This window comes from Paenibacillus sp. D51F, from assembly GCF_053345695.1.
Genome location: NZ_JBKFAO010000013.1, coordinates 95840 through 114048 on the forward strand (window position 1 = coordinate 95840; position 18209 = coordinate 114048).

16 protein-coding genes are annotated in these 18209 nt (G+C 45.6%); 3 read left to right on the forward strand and 13 right to left on the reverse strand.

What is annotated here, in order from left to right; translation table 11 throughout:
- Positions 1-6: 6 nt before the first annotated feature.
- The 13 genes from ACLBWT_RS19795 to ACLBWT_RS19855 form a co-directional block, all read right to left on the reverse strand.
- Positions 7-1344 (reverse strand): UDP-glucose dehydrogenase family protein, encoded by a 1338-nt coding sequence (locus ACLBWT_RS19795; protein ID WP_447664840.1) that lies wholly within the window; start codon positions 1342-1344, stop codon positions 7-9.
- Between the two features lie 15 nt (positions 1345-1359).
- Positions 1360-2730, reverse strand: a complete 1371-nt coding sequence (locus ACLBWT_RS19800; RefSeq protein ID WP_447664841.1) for a sugar phosphate nucleotidyltransferase — start codon at positions 2728-2730, stop codon at positions 1360-1362.
- A 25-nt stretch (positions 2731-2755) separates the two neighbouring features.
- Positions 2756-4192, reverse strand: coding sequence for an oligosaccharide flippase family protein (locus tag ACLBWT_RS19805; protein WP_447664842.1), 1437 nt, complete (start codon positions 4190-4192; stop codon positions 2756-2758).
- A 13-nt stretch (positions 4193-4205) separates the two neighbouring features.
- Positions 4206-5240: an NAD-dependent epimerase gene (locus ACLBWT_RS19810; protein ID WP_447664843.1), complete on the reverse strand. Its 1035-nt coding sequence runs from the start codon at positions 5238-5240 to the stop codon at positions 4206-4208.
- 28 nt (positions 5241-5268) lie between these two features.
- On the reverse strand, positions 5269-6531 hold the full coding sequence (locus ACLBWT_RS19815; protein ID WP_447664844.1) for an O-antigen ligase family protein: 1263 nt from the start codon (positions 6529-6531) through the stop codon (positions 5269-5271).
- The gene (locus tag ACLBWT_RS19820; protein WP_447664845.1) at positions 6528-7748 is read right to left on the reverse strand and encodes a glycosyltransferase family 4 protein; all 1221 of its coding nucleotides are present in this window, start codon (positions 7746-7748) and stop codon (positions 6528-6530) included. The genes ACLBWT_RS19815 and ACLBWT_RS19820 overlap by 4 nt, the downstream gene beginning before the upstream one ends.
- 30 nt (positions 7749-7778) lie before the next feature.
- On the reverse strand, positions 7779-8921 hold the full coding sequence (locus ACLBWT_RS19825) for a hypothetical protein (RefSeq protein ID WP_447664846.1): 1143 nt from the start codon (positions 8919-8921) through the stop codon (positions 7779-7781).
- 40 nt (positions 8922-8961) lie between these two features.
- Positions 8962-10128: a glycosyltransferase family 4 protein gene (locus ACLBWT_RS19830; protein WP_447664847.1), complete on the reverse strand. Its 1167-nt coding sequence runs from the start codon at positions 10126-10128 to the stop codon at positions 8962-8964.
- Positions 10129-10148: 20 nt separating this feature from the next.
- The gene (locus ACLBWT_RS19835) at positions 10149-10850 is read right to left on the reverse strand and encodes a sugar transferase (RefSeq protein ID WP_447664848.1); all 702 of its coding nucleotides are present in this window, start codon (positions 10848-10850) and stop codon (positions 10149-10151) included.
- 6 nt (positions 10851-10856) lie between these two features.
- Complete coding sequence (galU, locus tag ACLBWT_RS19840; RefSeq protein ID WP_447664849.1) at positions 10857-11756, reverse strand: UTP--glucose-1-phosphate uridylyltransferase GalU; 900 nt, start codon at positions 11754-11756, stop codon at positions 10857-10859.
- 275 nt (positions 11757-12031) lie between these two features.
- The gene (locus ACLBWT_RS19845; RefSeq protein WP_447664850.1) at positions 12032-12727 is read right to left on the reverse strand and encodes a CpsD/CapB family tyrosine-protein kinase; all 696 of its coding nucleotides are present in this window, start codon (positions 12725-12727) and stop codon (positions 12032-12034) included.
- A complete protein-coding gene (locus ACLBWT_RS19850) occupies positions 12708-13460 on the reverse strand; it encodes a YveK family protein (RefSeq protein WP_447664851.1) in 753 nt (250 codons plus the stop codon). Before ACLBWT_RS19850 ends, ACLBWT_RS19845 begins: the two co-directional genes overlap by 20 nt.
- 28 nt (positions 13461-13488) lie before the next feature.
- The gene (locus ACLBWT_RS19855) at positions 13489-13854 is read right to left on the reverse strand and encodes a hypothetical protein (protein ID WP_447664853.1); all 366 of its coding nucleotides are present in this window, start codon (positions 13852-13854) and stop codon (positions 13489-13491) included.
- Positions 13855-14145: 291 nt separating this feature from the next.
- On the opposite strand from ACLBWT_RS19855, the gene ACLBWT_RS19860 reads away from it, so the two are divergent.
- From ACLBWT_RS19860 to ACLBWT_RS19870, 3 genes are all read left to right on the forward strand, one after another.
- Positions 14146-14514: a helix-turn-helix domain-containing protein gene (locus ACLBWT_RS19860; RefSeq protein WP_447664854.1), complete on the forward strand. Its 369-nt coding sequence runs from the start codon at positions 14146-14148 to the stop codon at positions 14512-14514.
- Positions 14515-14770: 256 nt separating this feature from the next.
- A complete protein-coding gene (locus ACLBWT_RS19865) occupies positions 14771-14929 on the forward strand; it encodes a hypothetical protein (protein ID WP_447664856.1) in 159 nt (52 codons plus the stop codon).
- A gap of 621 nt (positions 14930-15550) precedes the next feature.
- Positions 15551-18209 (forward strand): RCC1 domain-containing protein (locus ACLBWT_RS19870; RefSeq protein WP_447664857.1); only part of this gene is annotated, 2659 nt, incomplete at its 3' end.

Genomic DNA, 18209 nt, shown 5'->3' on the forward strand with positions numbered 1-18209 from the left:
CCTCCGTTAAAATAAAAGTGCGGGGCTTTGCTCTTTTACGCCTTTGTTCAGGTTCGGCCTGCCGACGGAATAATAGATGAAGGAAGTATCCGCGAGTTCTTCTTCGGTGAATTGATTTCTTCCGTCAATAAGAACGGGCCGCTTGAGCAGCGTCTCCAGTCTCGAGAGCGGGAATTCACGGAACTCGGCCCACTCCGTAAGCAAGCAGAGGGCATCCGCTCCGGAAGCGGCCTCTTCCGCCGAGGAGCAGTAGTTGACATCCGGTTCATTCAGCAGGCTGCGGAAGTTTTCTTGAGCGACAGGATCATAAGCACGGATCTTTGCCCCTTTATTCAGCAGGGCTTGAATAATTTCGAAGGCCGGCGCATCGCGCACATCATCCGTCTCCGGCTTGAAGGCCAGCCCCCAGATGGCGACCGTTCTGCCGCTCAGCTCGCCCAGAGTCGTTTCCAGCTTGCGGATGACGTTGAACCGTTGATCGCGGTTCACATCCACGACCGACTTCAGCAGTTTGAATTCGTAATCCACATGTCCGGCGATCTGAATGAGAGCTTCGGTATCCTTGGGGAAGCAAGAGCCGCCATACCCGATGCCGGCCTTGAGGAAGGACGGCCCGATCCGATTGTCGTACCCCATGCCTTCGGCCACCAGCGTCACATCGGCTCCGACCTTTTCGCAGATGTTGGCGATTTCGTTGATGAAGCTGATCTTTGTCGCCAGGAAGGCATTCGAGGCGTACTTGATCATTTCCGCGCTGCGGATATCCGTTACCAGGATTTTGTCCGTAAGCGGACGGTGAAGAGCCTTGAGCCGCTCCTTCGCCATGACGCTGTCAGCGCCGATGACGATTCGATCCGGGTTGAGCGTATCCCTTACCGCAGAGCCTTCGCGCAGGAATTCGGGGACCGATGCGATATCAAAGTGATGGATCGAAAATTCAGCCAAAATGGAACCGATTTTTTCGTTCGTTCCTACCGGAACCGTGCTCTTCGTGACCACGATTTTGTAACCGTTCATCGCCAGCGCAATTTCTTGCGCGGCTTGCTTGATATAGCTTAGATTCGCCTCTCCATTCGGAAGAGACGGGGTGCCGACAGCCAGTATCACGATATCCGATTGCTGGACGGCAGCGACCAGATTCGTCGTGAAGCTGAGCCGCCCTGCCTCGGTGTTTCGTTCGATCAGCTGCTTCAGTCCCGGCTCGTAGATCGGCACCTCGCCCTGCTTCAGCATCTCGATTTTGGCCTCGATCTTATCCACGCAGACCACTTCGTTGCCGAGCTCGGAGAAGCATACTCCCGATACGAGCCCGACATAGCCCGTTCCAATGACAGCCAGTTTCATCTCTTTATCCGCTCCTTATCCGATATGCTGCACGTATTGCAAAATGTCTTCCCAGCTCATGCACAGCCGGACGATATCCTCCTCGACCAGCTCCTGGCCGCTCTGGACTTCGATCATCTCCAGATTCGTGACGGCTCTGACGCTATGCATCATTCCTGCCGGAACGAGCACCACATCACCCGGGAGAAGCTCCCGATGCTTGCCGTCCAGGATGAGCTCGCCGCGGCCGGAGGTGATCGTCCACACTTCGCTGCGCCGGGTGTGATACTGATAGCTGAGGTTCTTCCCTTCCGCTATGCAGATCCTCTTGGTCAGCACTTCACGGCCATCGTCATACTTGACGTAGTCGACCACCTTGTACGAGCCCCATCTGCGCTCTTCGAACATAGGCCGCTGGTCTTGGCTGCCATTGACGTCCTTGATCCGCGAGCTCACGGACTTCTCCGATACGAGAATGCCATCCGGGCTTGCTGCCACTACGATGCCGGATAGGCCCATGACCGTGATGGGAATATCCAGCTCATTGATGAGATGGGTATCCTTGCAATCCTGCGTGACGATCCCCTTGCCGATTACGCGATCTTCCATCTCGTCGGTCAAGGTGTTCCAGGTGCCGAGGTCGCGCCAGGTTCCGCTGTATGGGATGACCACAAGATTGCTCAGCTTCTCTACCACTTCATAATCAAAGCTGTTCTTAGGCATCTTGCGATACTGCTTCACCATTTCGTCGTATTGGATCGGCAGGTTCAACGATATGAGGAGATTAATAATAAGGTCCAGCCGAAAAGCAAAAACCCCGCAGTTCCAAAGCGCTCCCTGCTCAATCAGAGCAGCCGCTTCTTCTCTTCGGGGTTTTTCTTTAAAGCTATTCACTTTTCTCAGTAGCGGGCTGGATTCAGTTGCCGGTACAATATAGCCGAAGCTCTCCGATGGATGGTCCGGCACGACGCCGATCAAGGCGAGATCGGCTTCCGAGAGGCTGACAGACTCTTCCAGAACCTTGAAGGCATCAAAGAAGGAGTCATCCACAAAAGGATCGACAGGCATGATGGCAATGACCTCATTCAAGGGCACGCCTGCAATGGAGTACAGATAAGTTGCTGCCAGCGCAATGGCTGGGAACGTATCTCGACGTTCTGGTTCCACAATGATTGGAACCTCGTAGCCGAGCTGGCTTTGAAGAACCTCGACCTGCGAGCGGCCGGTTGATATGTAGCTGCCCTTCGCAAGTCCGACCTGCTTCAGTTGTCGCCAAACGCGCTGGACCATTGATTCAGCCGTTCCGTCTAGTCCTTTGAGCAGAGGCAGGAACTGCTTGGAACGGAGGTCGTTGGACAGCGGCCAGAGACGCTTTCCGGAACCTCCGGAGAGTAATATTATTTTCATATTTAATCCTCCAAATTAACACTTTTTAATTCTTATCAACCAAAATTGATTTTTTATGACCTTGCTTGCTCAACCTTGATTTGACTTCATATTTCAATTGTTCATCGATAACGCACAAGATCAATATAAAAATAAATGAGATTGCTAAAATAGATATAACCGGAAATATATTGACATAACGAAGCAACGCTCCCACCGTAATAGCTATCAAAAGAGCTATACCGGGGCCCCGTGTTCCGGAAATAAAAATACGAAATCCATCTGGTTTTAATAAAACTAGTCCACAAAGGTTCACAATTTCAACTAATAATGCGACTACTGCAGCACCAACTGCTCCATAATGCCTCCCAATTAACACATAAAAGACAAATGCGAAAAATAGGACAAATAATTGAAAAGTCGATCGTCTTTTGTGAAGTCCTTCTGTCGCAAGTCCATCCGACAATGGAGAACTGACGGCTTGAAAAACAACTAAAAAACTTAGGATGCTAAGAACGGGAGCAGCCTTGGTCCATTGTGTCCCTAATAATAACTGAATCCACCATTCAGAATAGAAAATGAATGGTAGACTGATCAAAATGGATAACGAACTCATAAATTTAATTTGAGCAACATTTAAAATTTGTTTTTCTTTCATGCTGTTTGTATTGGCGAGTTTAAACAACATAGGATAGAACGCTAACGCTAGTACATTAGGAATTTGATACAGAATACTGGGAATTCGGTATGCCGCAGCAAAATAACCAACTTCCTCAAGCGTACTCGAACGTTCCAATGTAATAGTTCCAAGTTGTGGAAAGATCATTACAACAAAAGCCGAAAACGAGAACGCACCTAGGCCATTTAATATTGACTTGTTTAAAACAAATTTCATTTTGATCCTGCGAGTTGCCAGGAAAAAACTCAATGCACCGCCTAAAACAATGGAAAATCCATAAATAGCAGAAAAGACAACGAGGTCAACCTTGAACAAAATCCCCAAAAAAAGAGCTAACGCAGTGAAACATCCAGTCGCAGCTCGAATTATTGCAGTGAACATCATTTTTTGAATAACTTGAAAGTAAGAAACTCCAAAACCGGTAAAAACCGAACCGATAATTGATGGAACAACAGCCCATAAAAGTATTGCTTGTTGTTCCATTGTGTAGAAGCACCTAATGCCGATTATAGAAACAATTAAAGTTATTACCCCTAAAGTTGAACGAGAGAGGAAATAAGTCCCCATCAGTTCTGACATCTTGGAATTCGGTCGTGTACCTTCACGGATAAGCGTGTGAGTTAAGCCTATTTCGGTAAAAAATGCGGTCACAATAGTGAATGAAATCGCTAGGCTAAGAAGTCCGTACTGAGTTGTATCCAAGTATCTAGCAACCAAAATCGTTGCTATAGCTGTTAAAAACCGAACAACAACATGACTAAAAAAAAGATAGATTGCATTTAAAATAATGCTTTTGATTTTCATTTAAATACTTCTTTCACTTTTTATTTGTCGTTGCTGCTTTTTGGTAATAGGATTCATACCAAGTTACAAATCGGTCCAGCCCCTCCTCAATACTGACCTTTGGCTTAAATCCTGTTTCAGATTCCAAGGCGCTTATATCTGCATATGTTGCGACAACATCCCCAGACTGCATGGGATGATAATCTTTAATCGCCGAGATCCCGATTCTCTTCTCCAATACTTCTATGAAATGCCCCAGTTGAACGGGCGTATTATTACCAATGTTAAACACTTTATATGGAGCATAACTGCTTGAAGGATCAGGATTTTGACGATCCCAATTATCCTTTGGCTGTGGAGGATTATCTATTAACTTATTGATTCCCATAACAATATCGTCGATATATGTGAAATCACGCATCATCTTGCCATGATTAAACACTTTAATTGGTTCTCTGTTGAAAATTGCTCTTGTAAAGGAAAAGTAAGCCATGTCAGGTCTTCCCCATGGGCCGTATACGGTAAAAAATCTCAGACCAGTTGTCGGAATTCCAAATAAATGGCTATACGTGTGTGCAAATAGTTCATTAGACTTCTTAGTTGCTGCATAAAGACTTACGGGGTGATCAACATTATCATGAACTGAGAAAGGCATTTTTACATTGGCTCCGTATACGGAACTCGATGAAGCATAAAGCAAATGATCCGTTCCGAAATGGCGACAAGCCTCTAGTATATTGACAAATCCAGTAACATTGGAATCAATATAAGATTGTGGATTAATTAAGCTATAACGCACACCTGCCTGAGCGCCGAGATGAATAATAATCGATATATCTTTATGATCTTTAAAAATTTCAAAGAGTCTGTCCTTCTCTTTCAAGTCATCAGAATAAAAATAAAAAGCGCCTGATTTTAGCAGGCGCTTTTTTCGGTCGTTTTTTAATTGTACATCGTAGTAATCATTCATGTTATCAATTCCGACGATTTCATATCCGTCAGCGAGTAATTTTTCGCAGAGGTGATAACCAATAAAACCGGAAGAACCGGTGATAAGAATTTTCCTCATGAAATTCTCCCCTATTCATATTATTGAGTTAAATAATTACGGTTTTTCCAACTTTATAGAGGGGCATTATTTGTGGCGAAGGTTTGGATTCTTTTTTTTCTGATTTCAACGTAAATATAGCAGCAGAAATAAAAAACCAGTAGGGATAACTATATATATTATCTTGAACAGCATTGGAAAGGAAAATAGAGTAATAAATGCAAACGGATATAATTTTAATTAAGGATCTTGATTCTAATCTGGTTCTGTAAAAACGAACGGAAATATAAATAAATATTAGGATATGCAAGGAAAAATAAAATATCCCCCCATCAATTAACATAGAGAGGAACCCATTCTCAGTTACTTCAGGTAAAGAATCAACCAATCGACCTCCTACTTTCAGTCGAAAACTAACTTGGTCAATTGTGCTAGCATAATTCCCAAATCCAATGCCGAATAATGGATTCTCCTTAATAAGTTCAATGCAGTGTTTATTTATCGCTTCCCGTAACATATTTGTCTCTGTATATCGAGCGTCCATCTCACTCATTTGATTTCCAAGCATATAGTTCACAGAGATAACAATCTGCTTAGGAAGGTAATCACTAAACAAGGCAAATGACAATGAAATACCAAGTGAAATAGAAATTATAAAAACCATCATTTTCATCCTGTTCACTAACTTATAAATAAAAATTACAGCAACAAGACTTAATGCAACACTTAATAGTAAAGTTTTTATTTGTAGTATAAAAATACCTGAAACAATAAAACATATCGATGTAAGAAGATAAACCAGTTTCCTTTTAATAATAAGAGATAAAATTGAGATTGGGATAGCTACATTATACAAAACATTGTAATAAGACTTATCCATTAAAGTGAAGGAACGAACATTAATTAGATCCATTCCCATAGACATAATTTTAGCTGCGGCAACAAAGCTATCTAAAGCAAAAATCAGGGAAATAATAGCTACGATTTTAAACAAATTTTCTATTGACTTCTCTTTCAGATTATTTATGAGAAAGAATATTATCAAGACATACATAATTGTTTTAATAACAGAAAAATTCATTCCTCCACTATATGAACTTATAAAAATAATAAGAATCATAAAGTATAGAATGATATAAATAGGTGTACAATTTTCTATATAGTTTTTCTTAACAGCAAATATAGTTCCTAAAAAAAATATAATAATTATAGGGACTATGGTTATTGAAAAGTTGTTTGGAAGGTTTATAATATTATTCAAGACACCTGAACAAAGAGAAAGAATTAAACTAATCGAAATTAACTTTTTCATACGAAACCTTCTATTGAGATTGAATTAGAATTTTTAATTAATAAGGTTCTATATGTATTAACATAATTACTGACTGTGAGATTAATATCGAACCTATCCACTTCCGACAAAATATTTTCCATCATTTCTTCTAAGATAAACGGTTGATTCTCAATTTGATGCAAAATATTTAATAAACCGTTTTGATCATCAGGGTCATAAATAAATCCAGTTCGTCCTTCTATAACACTTTCCATATTTCCGCCTCTATTGGTCGCAATCACAGGCTTGCCATAACTGTATGCTTCCATTACGGCTCGAGCTAAAGGCTCATGCCAAATAGACGAAACTATTACTGCATCGGTTGAACGTATCATTTCTTGAGGATTTATAAAACCTAAGAAATGAATATTATCTGGGAACTCATTTTTTTTTATTTTTTGTTCGATTTCAGCATCAGAAATTCTTCCTGCGATATATAAATCCGCTTGAGGGAAATTAATAAAAGTATTAATTAGATGATGTGCACCTTTTTCTTTTTCAACACGTCCCAAAAACAAATACTTCATTCTTTCTTTAGGATCATTATGGGTTCGGACTAACTTACTAGATGGAACTGAACCGTTGAAAATTCTTTTATAAGGAATACCTTGAAAAAAACCGTTATCTTTATGCCTATTTACTATAAATTCCGAATTCCCGACTACCATATCAACTAGACTCAAACTCTTTTTCCTTTTTAAAGCCGAAAACACTTTACAACCAGAGCAGATTTTTGTGCAATTCATATTTTTTCGATACATAGTTCCTTTTGGACACATTAATGAATAATCTCTCAAAGTGTGAATCACCGGTATTTTCTTTTCCTTAGCAACAATCCAAGGAACAATCGAAAATCCCGTAAGATTATTAGTATGAATGATATCAGGCATTTCAATTCCTATAATTTTTTCAATCGTCTTTTTCATAAAAGGATTTTGTATATCAAGTGTATGCCAAACAATTTTCTTTGCTTTTCTTAACTTTACGTTATCATCAGCCATCCAATATAAATTATTTGGACTTGTATAATAGACCTTTACTCCGTTAATTTCCTCAAATCCGCTTTCAGGCCCAATTGATATAACAGAACATTCATGACCAAGCTCGATTATTTTCTCCGCAAGGAGTTGAACCGATTTCTCTGCCCCTCCGATCTGGTAGGGTGAGTATAGAGTATTAACGAACATTATTCTCATACCATATTACTCCTTAAATTGTATAATTATTTAAATCAAAACACTGGAATACCACTTAATATGCATTTCACTAATCGTATTCCAATTAGGACTTATTCCTTTTTTTTGTTCAGGAAATTTATATTCTAAATAATTCAAGATCAAATTAGTAACCATTTTATTATCCATTTTTTCTTTTTCCTTTGGAATAAATGCTACTTTATTATCATTGGTTAGTTGTTCGATATCTAAAATACCATTAAATTCGTTTCTATTTTCGCAACTTGTCGTTATGACAGGTATTCCTAATTCAAGGACATACCAAAAACTACTTCTGCGAGTAGTTAGTCCATCTGCAAATAAAAGAAGAACAACATTACAGGCAGATAATATATGTGCCAGTTTAACCTCATCTTTTATAAACCCATGCATAACAACATATTCACCCAAATTATATTCTTCTATTTTGTTTAAAAACTTCTTTCGTTGTATGATATGATCGTCGGGAAAATCGCCTGCAATTACTAACTTTGCAGAAACCTCTCCGTAATCATTTATTCTTTTTATTATTTCAAGCATCTCATAAGGCTGTTTAAAGTCATAAATAAATCCGAAGTATCCTATTATTATTTCTCTTTTTGAATTTATTTGATTTGAGGTGTATTCATCTCTAATTTCCAATACTTTGTTCTTGTTTATATCAGGAATTAAAAGATTCACCCCAATAGGTATTACAGATGTCGGTATTGAAGATATTTTATTAAAACTTGATTTCATGAACTCTGATTGCTCATGATTTGAAACAAATATCAATCCGTCATTTAAAAGTGATAAGGGAATTACACTTCCCTTTCTTAAATAATGCATAGATGACCATTCATGAAAGGTAGCAATAACTTTCTTTTGCTTATTCCTTTTTAATATTTTAGCGATAACCGGATAAACTCCAGGCATAATGCTGTTTCCCCAACCTTCGATTGGATATTGCAAATGGATCAAATCATATTTTTTTTGCAATGCATTAAAAAGTAACATCCATTTTAAAGGGTTTTTTTCTCTGATTACTTCATGGTTAAAAGAAAACTCAGTTTGGTCGATTTTATTTAAAGTAGAATGGAGCATTTCTGAATATTGACCAACTGCATCTTTATCAACTTCCGGGTTATATCCAGTTAAAATTGCTATATTTTTCATTGAAAACCTCTACTTCCGAGGGATAAATTTGATTTCATTGTTAAACAAGAACCCTTATCGACTCTTTATCATCTTGATTCATCTTCTTATTACTTGATTCATTTAACCCATGTATGAGATTAATAATGGATACCTGAAATTTCTCTTTAGAGAAATTTAAAGCATTTTCCCTGCAATCTCTGGTGTTCAATCTCATACCTTCAAATCTAGCAACTGCTTCATTAATTGCATTTACTGATTGTTCATAAAAAAACAGTCCCGTCGCCCCAGTCGTATGACTTTCTATATCACGAACCGTCTCAAGAGCCCCTCCTTTTCCGAATGCAATAACAGGAGTACCGCAAGCCTGAGCTTCAACGGGGGCAATTCCAAAATCCTCTTCTGCAGCGAAAATAAAAGCTTTTGCTCGCTGCATATGATCTTTAAGTACATGAAATGGCTGATACCCTAATAACGTCACATTAGAACCAGCCTTGCTCTTAATCTTATTAAAGTCAGGACCTTCACCGATTACGATGAGCTTCTTGTCCGGCATTTCCGAAAATGCTTCTACGATTAGATCAATTTTTTTATAGGGAACCATCCGCGAAGCCGTTAGGTAGAAGTCTTCTTTTTCTTCTTTAAACTCAAAGCCCTGGATATCTACTGGAGGGTAGATGACTTTAGCTTCACGCCTGTACACCTTCCAGATTCGCTTAGCGATAAACTCCGAATTGGCAATGAAGTAATCCACTCCACTAGCCGTCCGATAGTCCCAAATACGGAGATTTCCAAGCATCCACTTGGCTAACCAGCCCTTCAAGCCTGTTTGAAGATTGGACTCTTTCAAATATTGATGCTGCAGATCCCATGCATACCGGATGGGCGAATGGGTGTATGAAACATGGAGTTGATCCGGACCTGTTATAACCCCTTTGGCTACCGCATATGAGCTGGAAATGATCAAATCATATGAGGATAAATCAAACTGCTCGATGGCCAGGGGCATGAGAGAGAGATAATTGCGGTACTTGGATTTTGCAAAAGGGAGTTTTTGAATAAAGGTGGTATGAACATTTTTATTCTTGATAAACCCTCTTTTTTCGAGCGGTAAAAAATCGACAACGGAATACAACTCCGCTTCAGGAAAAATATTGATCAGTTCCTCAAGCACTTTCTCAGCGCCTGCATAGGTCACGAGCCAGTCGTGGATAATCGCCACTTTCATTCTACTCACCTTCTGCTCTTTTAATAAGCATCTTTCTTTGACCCTGTCAGCATCTTAACCGTCTTAAAGATGATGGAAAGATCATTTCGGATACCGCGCTGATAGATATATTTAAGATCAAGCTCGACCATTTCGTTGAAGTTCAAGTTATTCCTTCCGCTCACCTGCCACAACCCCGTGCATCCAGGAGTAACCTTCAGTCTCTGCTTGTCATAAGCCGTATACTCGGCAACCTCTCTCGGCAGCGGCGGCCGCGGCCCGACGAGCGACATATCCCCGCGCACCACATTCCACAGCTGCGGCAATTCATCGATGCTGGTCTTCCGGATGAACTTCCCGATCCTCGTGATCCGAGGATCATCCTTCATCTTGAACATGGCGCCTTGAATTTCGTTCTTCTCCAGCAGATCAACCAGCAGCTCCTCCGCATTGGAAACCATAGAGCGGAACTTATACATATTGAAGTTCTTTTCTCCCTTGCCGACTCGCTTCTGGGAGAAGAACACCGGTCCCTTGGGATCCTCGAGCTTGATTGCGATAGCTAGAACGAGAAAGATCGGCGCGAGAAATATCAATCCAATCGAAGCCGCCACGATGTCCATCGCACGCTTCATCATCAGATAACCCGTCAAATTCCTTTTGTTCTCCACTGCGTAGGAGGAGTAGTAGGCACTCGATTCCAAGACAGCTTCCGCTTCCTTGCTGTTCGGGTTCAGGCTCATCTTCGATCACCCCAGCTTGATAGGATTGGTTGTATTGGAGTACTCTTCAATGAGCTCTTCAAGGGCGGTCAGCAGCGGATGCTTCAGCTCATCATTGCGCAGCGCGAAGTCGATCGTCGTCAGGATAAACCCAAGCTTCTCTCCGACGTCATACCGTTTGCCATCAAAGTCGAAGGCATATACGCCTTGAGACTCGTTCAGCTTCTGGATCGCATCGGTCAGCTGGATCTCTCCGCCGGCTCCGATGTTGTGTTCGCCAAGATAATCGAAGATTTCAGGCGTGAATACATACCGGCCCATGATGGCCAGATTGGAAGGCGCTTGCCCCTTGGCAGGCTTTTCCACGAATCTCTTGACTTGAACGAGGCGGCCCATCGTTTCGAGCGGATCCACGATGCCGTACCGTTCTGTCTGGTCGATGCCCACTGTCTGGACGCCGATGACCGAGCGTCCGGTCGCTTCATATTGCTCGATCAGCTGTCTCGTGCAGGGAACCTCTCCCTGTACGATGTCATCGCCGAGCAGAACGGCGAACGGCTCGTTGCCGATGAAGTTGCGCGCGCACCAGACCGCATGGCCGAGTCCCTTCGCTTCTTTTTGCCTTATGTAATGGATATCCACGTTGGAAGATTTCTGCACCTCGCTGAGCAGGCCGAGCTTGCCCTTCTCCATCAGGCTGTGCTCCAGCTCGAAGGCGATATCGAAGTGATCCTCAATCGCTCGCTTGCCCTTGCCTGTGACGATGATGATGTCTTCGATGCCGGATTGCACCGCTTCTTCCACAATGTACTGGATGGTCGGCTTGTCGACGATCGGCAGCATTTCCTTCGGCATCGCCTTGGTCGCTGGCAGGAACCGGGTCCCCAGGCCCGCAGCCGGAATAATCGCTTTACGAACTTTTTTCATACCGTCACCTATCCTTATCTTTTTTCTCTCTGGCTCTTCTGATCCTATCCTTGTAGAAATGCCAAAAAAACGAATCACGTTTCAATGAAAGCGGAAACATAACTCGTTTTTCAGTCATTTAGGTTGTAAAACCGGGGCATTCAACCCCTCCTCACACCATACCATCGACGATTCACGTCTAAGGCCCACTCAAGAGCCCACAGCACGGCCGAGTGCCTGCAGTGATAAAGGTGCAGCAGGCCTTACCTGAAATTTGGAATTGGAAGGAATCGGCGTTACTTTTCTTCTTTGGTTCCGTAGTAGTAGTAGGTGTACTTGTCGCCCTTCTTGCTCTTCATGTTGTTGAGGACGACGCCGAGGATCCGGGCCTGCACATGCTCCAGGTTGCTTTTGGCTTTGCGCACGAGCTCGCTCTTCACCTTGCCGGCTTGCACGACCAGGATGACGCCTTGGCAGAGGGATGAGATAATCAGGGAATCCGTCACGGCGAGCAGCGGCGGCGTATCGAAGATGATGATGTCGTATTGAGCCTGCAGCTCCTGCAGAAGAGACTTCATGCTCTGGGAGGCCAGCAGCTCGGATGGGTTGGGCGGGATCGGACCGGATGGGAGGACATCGAGCTGCTCGACATGGGTATCCTGAATCGCATCGACCCATCGGCATTGGCCGGATACAACCGTAGACAACCCAACCCGGTTGGAGACGGAGAACACCTGGAAGACGGATGGCTTGCGAAGATCCGCATCGATCAGCAGCGTCTTTTTGCCCTCTTGGGCATAGGTGACCGCCAGGTTGGAAGCCGTCGTGCTCTTGCCCTCGCCGGGATTGGCCGAAGCAACCATGATGACTTGGATCGGTTCATCGAAGGAAGAGAATTGGATGTTCGTGCGAAGGGTGCGGTAGGCTTCCGAGATCGGAGCCTTCGGATCGTAATAGGTGACGAGGCTGGATTCACTGGTTGAGCGTGGCATAGGAGCCCTCCTTGACCGGACTTGGCTTGGACGCGGACGGCTTGCGGGACTTCGAGCCGTACTTGTCGATCTTCGTAATCTGAGCCAGCATCGGCAGCTCGAGCTGTGCCTCTACATCCTTCTCCGTCTTGATCGTGTCGTCCAGATAATGAATCAGGAAGACAAGTCCGACCGAGAGCATGAACGAGACGACGAAGCTGATGAAGATCAGCACGATCGGGCTGGTGTTGATGCTCATGGCGGCCGCATCCGGATTGGCCTTGTTGAGAATGTTCACGTTGTCGACTTTCATGATGGAAGGATTCGTTTCTTTGAAGGTTTGGGCGATGGCATTGACGGCCTTGGCCGCCTGAGGATAGGAGGTGCCGGTGAAGGAGAGATCCATGACTTGAGATTCTGCCGAGGAGCCTACGCCGAGTCCGCTTCTCAGTTCAGCTGCCGACATCTTGAGATCGGGGTACTTCTCCGCGACTTTGTCGAGTATGGCCGCCGATTGGATGATTTCCTTGTAGGAGTTGATGACGGTGATATTGGTCTGCATCGTGCTGAGATCCAGCATCGACATCCCCTGGTATTCGAAAGCCTGATTGACGATCAGCTTGGCTGATGCGGAATAGATCGGCGTTGTATAGAAGAAGCTTTTGAATCCTGTCGCCAGGCAAGCGATCAAGACGATGGCCGTAATGAGCCACTTGCGCTTGGCCATGATAATCAAGTATTCTTTAAGTTCCACGTCGTCGAGCCTCCGTAATAGGAAATGTTTACTTCCGATAAAGATAGTGGGCTGTATAGGGATGCCGGCCCGGCTGTGCGCGAAGCAGCCACTCATTCAATTCACGGATCCATTCGAGCCGGCTGACGGATCGGCCGGTGATGTCCAGCTCGTAATGATACAGATTGCCGGACTTCGCTCTGGATCCAACCGTGCCGGTGATGGAATACATTTGCCGGTTGAGCATGAGGGTAAGGGCAAGCCGGTAACCGTTCTGGACGGGGAACAGCAGCGTGGTGGAGAATTCTATCCGATCCGGGCTCATAGTATGTAACAAGACTTTGCGCGATCGGGATTGTACCGCTCTTCCCCGTACTTCGGAGATGCGGATATCCCCAAGAAGCTTGCGGTCCATGCGCGCCTGACTTATTCTGTCAGATCGGGGCTCCAAATTACGACGAACGACCATCCTTCACCTCCGACAAAATGCTGCTGGCCAGCAAGAATAAAGGAGCTCTGAATCGGGAATCATGACATATATATGATACAGAATGTATCTTTAACATCTCCAACTTTACGATACAATTCGTAACATGTCAAGCGATTTTACATCCCTGGCTCCAAAAATGCGACTATTCGTATCAAATCATCCATAACGCTCGTTTCCGTATTAAACTGGGTTATATAGAGATCTAGGAGGTACTTAATGGACATTGGAACTCGGATCGCGAGACTAAGAGAAGAACGAGGCTGGACTCAGGAACAGACCTCTGTAACGCTCGGCATTTCCCGCGCGGCCTTGTCTCATTATGAAAAAAACCGGCGGGAGCCGGATACCGATACGCTGGCGAAATTTGCGGATTTATACCGTGTGTCCATCGACTATCTGGTCGGAAGAACCGACAATCCCGCCGGTGTTCTCGATGCGGGGGTTGGAGAATTCGTCTCCAGCCTGGAGCTGTCCGATCAGGAAATGTTGGAGAAATTCGCCTTCTCCATCGACGGCCGCAAGCTGACTGCTGAAGAAGCGAAGAGGTTCATTGCCTTTATCCGCGCCGAACGCGCGATGAGGTGAATGGCCCGCCAAACCGCTCCAACCCGCCTGTTTTCAGGCGGGTATATTTTTTATATGGCCCGGTTGTTGACTGCGGCAGGCTTATAGCAGCGACAAAAGCCTGACCCGAAGGACCTTGTTTCGACAATAAGCAACCTAAATTATCCATACCCGCCCTTCAGAATCCGACAGCTTTTGCGTCATGAGTCATTTATACTATCTACTATGTTCCCAAGTAGAGATATTAAATGAGTGAAATGGGAGTGGGTTGAAGCATATGGTTAACAACGATCAAGACGGCAAGGAACAACCGCTTAAAGTGGAGCTGGACATCATGCATGTTCTCGAACAGCTCGGCTTGAACAGCAAGCTCGCCATGCAGCAGGTTTTCAATGACTCATCCTCCCCCCCAGAGTGCGAAGAAAACAAGAAGTAAAACCCGTTTCTTGGACTTGCGATCCCATCTGCTCCACCCTCTCGAAGCCGTCCTGTCACCCATTGAAGGAGCCGATTTTGCCAGATGTTAAGCTTGAAGCTGCTTGCCGGCGTTACAAGATGTATAGATACATACAGTATCAGACACGGAACCGATTTCACTGAGCAGCCAATTTGGATACAAAAAAGAACCGGCACCTTCCTTTAGGGAAGATGCCGGTTCTTGCTTTAAATTCAAACAGATGTCACCCGATTCAAACCATTTGGCACTGGAAGATTGTCCCTGCACATTTCGACAGCTTCTGCATCGTGAGACTTTTATATTAACTCTATGTGCCCAAAAAGATCATATAAATGAAAGCAAAGGGGGTGGGCCGAAGAATATAGCAACCAATGTCCGGACGGCATTGATCAACCGCCTGAATTCCTGCGCCGTACGGACTCATCCTCCCTCTAAGTGGCTTGTTCAACGGCACGAGTGCAAAAAAAGCGCACAAGCAAAACGGCTTCGCCGTCTTTTATGGCGATGAACTTTTGCGATGGAAATACGAGAAATTTAGCCGATTAGGTTATAAATTCTAGTATGATGAATAATCAATTTTCCTTGGAGGAATTACTTAAAATGGAAATAAAATTAAAATTTGAGGCAAGGTTTCTAAAATGGAGCAAGGTTTGGATCGCCCTTCTTTTGTTATGGTCTTGCGCTGTACCTGCCGTCATTTCGGCAAAAGCGGCTCCATCGGGCAGTTGGGATCGGGGAACCATCCGACAGATTGCCGCAGGAGCCGACCATTCCTTAGCGCTGAAATCGGACGGCACCGTCGTCGCTTGGGGAAGGAATAGTTTTGGTCAAACGGACGTGCCGTCGGATTTGACCGGAGTCGTCGCCATAGCCGCAGGATACAACCATTCCTTAGCGCTGAAATCGGACGGCACCGTCGCCGCTTGGGGAAGGAATGACAATGGTCAAACGGACGTACCGGCGGGTTTGACCGGAGTCGTGGCCATAGCCGCAGGAGGCTACCATTCCTTAGCGCTGAAATCGGACGGCACCGTCGTCGCTTGGGGATGGAATGATAATGGTATAACGAGCGTGCCGGCGGGTTTGATCGGAGTCGTCGCCATAGCCGCAGGAGGCAACTATTCCTTAGCGTTGAAATCGGACGGCACCGTCGTCGCTTGGGGATTGATTAATGATAAAACGAGCGTGCCGGCGGGTTTGACCGGTGTCGTCGCCATAGCCGCAAATGGCTTACATTCCCTAGCGTTGAAATCGGACGGCACCGTCGTAGCCTGGGGAGGGAATAATTTTGGTGAAACGAGCGTGCCGGCGGGTTTGACCGGTGTCGTCGCCATAGCCGCAGGATACAACCATTCCTTAGCGTTGAAATCGGACGGCACCGTCGTCGCTTGGGGACAAGATTATCAAGGTCAAACGAGCGTGCCGGCGGGTTTGACCGGTGTCGTCGCCATAGCCGCAGGAACCCACCATTCCTTAGCGTTGAAATCGGACGGCACCGTCGTCGCTTGGGGATTGAATAATTTTGGTCAAACGAGCGTGCCGGCTGGGGTCGCCACTCCTGTCAAAGGGAAATCGATAGCCGCAGGAGCCGACCATTCCTTAGCGCTGAAATCGGACGGCACCGTCGCCGCTTGGGGATGGAATAATTATGGTCAAACGACAGTACCGGCGGGTTTGACCGGAGTCGTCGCCATAGCCGCAGGAGACTACCATTCCTTAGCGTTGAAATCGGACGGCACCGTCGTAGCTTGGGGAGATAATTATTATGGTCAAACGAGCGTGCCGGCGGGTTTGACCGGAGTCGTCGCCGCAGCCGCAGGAACCTACCATTCCTTAGCGTTGAAATCGGACGGCACCGTCGTAGCTTGGGGAAGGAATGACATTGGTCAATCGGACGTGCCGGCGGATTTGACCGGAGTCGTCGCCATAGCCGCAGGAGACTACCATTCCTTAGCGTTGAAATCGGACGGCACCGTCGTAGCTTGGGGATGGAATAATTTTGGTCAAACGAGCGTGCCGGCGGGTATGACCGGTGTCGTCGCCGTAGCCGCAGGAGGCTACCTTTCCATAGCGTTGAAATCGGACGGCACCGTCGTAGCTTGGGGATGGAATGACATTGGTCAAACGGACGTGCCGGCGGATTTGACCGGAGTCGTCGCCATAGCCGCAGGATACAACCATTCCTTAGCGTTGAAATCGGACGGCACCGTTGTAGCTTGGGGAGATAATTATTATGGTCAAACGAGCGTGCCGGCGGGTTTGACCGGTGTCGTCGCCATAGCCGCAGGAACCTACCATTCCTTAGCGTTGAAATCGGACGGCACCGTCTTAGCTTGGGGAGATAATCAAAATGGTCAAACGAACATTCCAGGCAGCGCTGACCTAAGCTGGTTATCCTTGCAAGAGGGCACCTTCGATTCGTCATTTCAACCCTATGTCACGACATATGCGTCCTTCATCGGCCCATCGGTTTCGAGCGTACATGTAACCGCGACACTTGCCGATTCTTCCTATTCCGCCTTGTATGTCAACAATGCGGCACAAACGAGCGGCAGCGTGGCATCCGTCCCTGTGACGGGGCCGTCGACCGTGATCCCAGTTCGCGTTGAACCGAATCTATTGCCAGCCCAAACCTATACGATTACCGTACAGAGAGATTCCACGGCCCCGGATATCCAATTCAGCGTGAACGGAAACGCTGTACCGTCGCAAACCGCTGAAACCGTGGTGACCATTGCCGATACGCAAAGCGGAGTAAATCCTGCTTCGCTGCAATATGCGTGGACGCAAACTGCCGCCGTTCCCGCAAGCGGTTGGTCGGCTTTCACAAGCGGAAGTACGCTGACGAAAACCGGAGCAGACGGGGATTGGTATTTGCACATTCAAGCCAAGGATAACGTCGGCAATACGGTGAATTCCGTGTCGAACCGCTTCCTGCTGGATAACACAGGACCGTTGGTTAACATTACGATGACGAAGGAGGACGATACGAATCCCTATCCAGATAACACATGGACGAATCAGGACGTCACCGTTAGCGCAGTCGCATCGGATCCAAGCAGTGTCACTTCGATCACGTATTCGATCAACGGCGGTGCGACATGGAGCGATTACACCGCCTCCATCGCGCTGCAAAATGACGGCGTCCACTCGCTGTCTTTCAAAGCTGTCGATTCGGCGGGCAACGAAACGGTTGAACAGCGCACGGTGAAGATCAGCACAAGCGGGTTGAGGCTGACGCCGACGCTGACGAAAGCAG

What these genes read in the sequence shown, in the direction of transcription:
- ACLBWT_RS19795 (WP_447664840.1), bottom strand. Translation starts at nt 1,344, where the DNA reads ATGAAACTGGCTGTCATTGGAACGGGCTATGTCGGGCTCGTATCGGGA.
- ACLBWT_RS19800 (WP_447664841.1), bottom strand. Translation starts at nt 2,730, where the DNA reads ATGAAAATAATATTACTCTCCGGAGGTTCCGGAAAGCGTCTCTGGCCG.
- ACLBWT_RS19805 (WP_447664842.1), bottom strand. Translation starts at nt 4,192, where the DNA reads ATGAAAATCAAAAGCATTATTTTAAATGCAATCTATCTTTTTTTTAGT.
- ACLBWT_RS19810 (WP_447664843.1), bottom strand. Translation starts at nt 5,240, where the DNA reads ATGAGGAAAATTCTTATCACCGGTTCTTCCGGTTTTATTGGTTATCAC.
- ACLBWT_RS19815 (WP_447664844.1), bottom strand. Translation starts at nt 6,531, where the DNA reads ATGAAAAAGTTAATTTCGATTAGTTTAATTCTTTCTCTTTGTTCAGGT.
- ACLBWT_RS19820 (WP_447664845.1), bottom strand. Translation starts at nt 7,748, where the DNA reads ATGAGAATAATGTTCGTTAATACTCTATACTCACCCTACCAGATCGGA.
- ACLBWT_RS19825 (WP_447664846.1), bottom strand. Translation starts at nt 8,921, where the DNA reads ATGAAAAATATAGCAATTTTAACTGGATATAACCCGGAAGTTGATAAA.
- ACLBWT_RS19830 (WP_447664847.1), bottom strand. Translation starts at nt 10,128, where the DNA reads ATGAAAGTGGCGATTATCCACGACTGGCTCGTGACCTATGCAGGCGCT.
- ACLBWT_RS19835 (WP_447664848.1), bottom strand. Translation starts at nt 10,850, where the DNA reads ATGAGCCTGAACCCGAACAGCAAGGAAGCGGAAGCTGTCTTGGAATCG.
- galU (WP_447664849.1), bottom strand. Translation starts at nt 11,756, where the DNA reads ATGAAAAAAGTTCGTAAAGCGATTATTCCGGCTGCGGGCCTGGGGACC.
- ACLBWT_RS19845 (WP_447664850.1), bottom strand. Translation starts at nt 12,727, where the DNA reads ATGCCACGCTCAACCAGTGAATCCAGCCTCGTCACCTATTACGATCCG.
- ACLBWT_RS19855 (WP_447664853.1), bottom strand. Translation starts at nt 13,854, where the DNA reads ATGGACCGCAAGCTTCTTGGGGATATCCGCATCTCCGAAGTACGGGGA.
- ACLBWT_RS19860 (WP_447664854.1), top strand. Translation starts at nt 14,146, where the DNA reads ATGGACATTGGAACTCGGATCGCGAGACTAAGAGAAGAACGAGGCTGG.
- ACLBWT_RS19865 (WP_447664856.1), top strand. Translation starts at nt 14,771, where the DNA reads ATGGTTAACAACGATCAAGACGGCAAGGAACAACCGCTTAAAGTGGAG.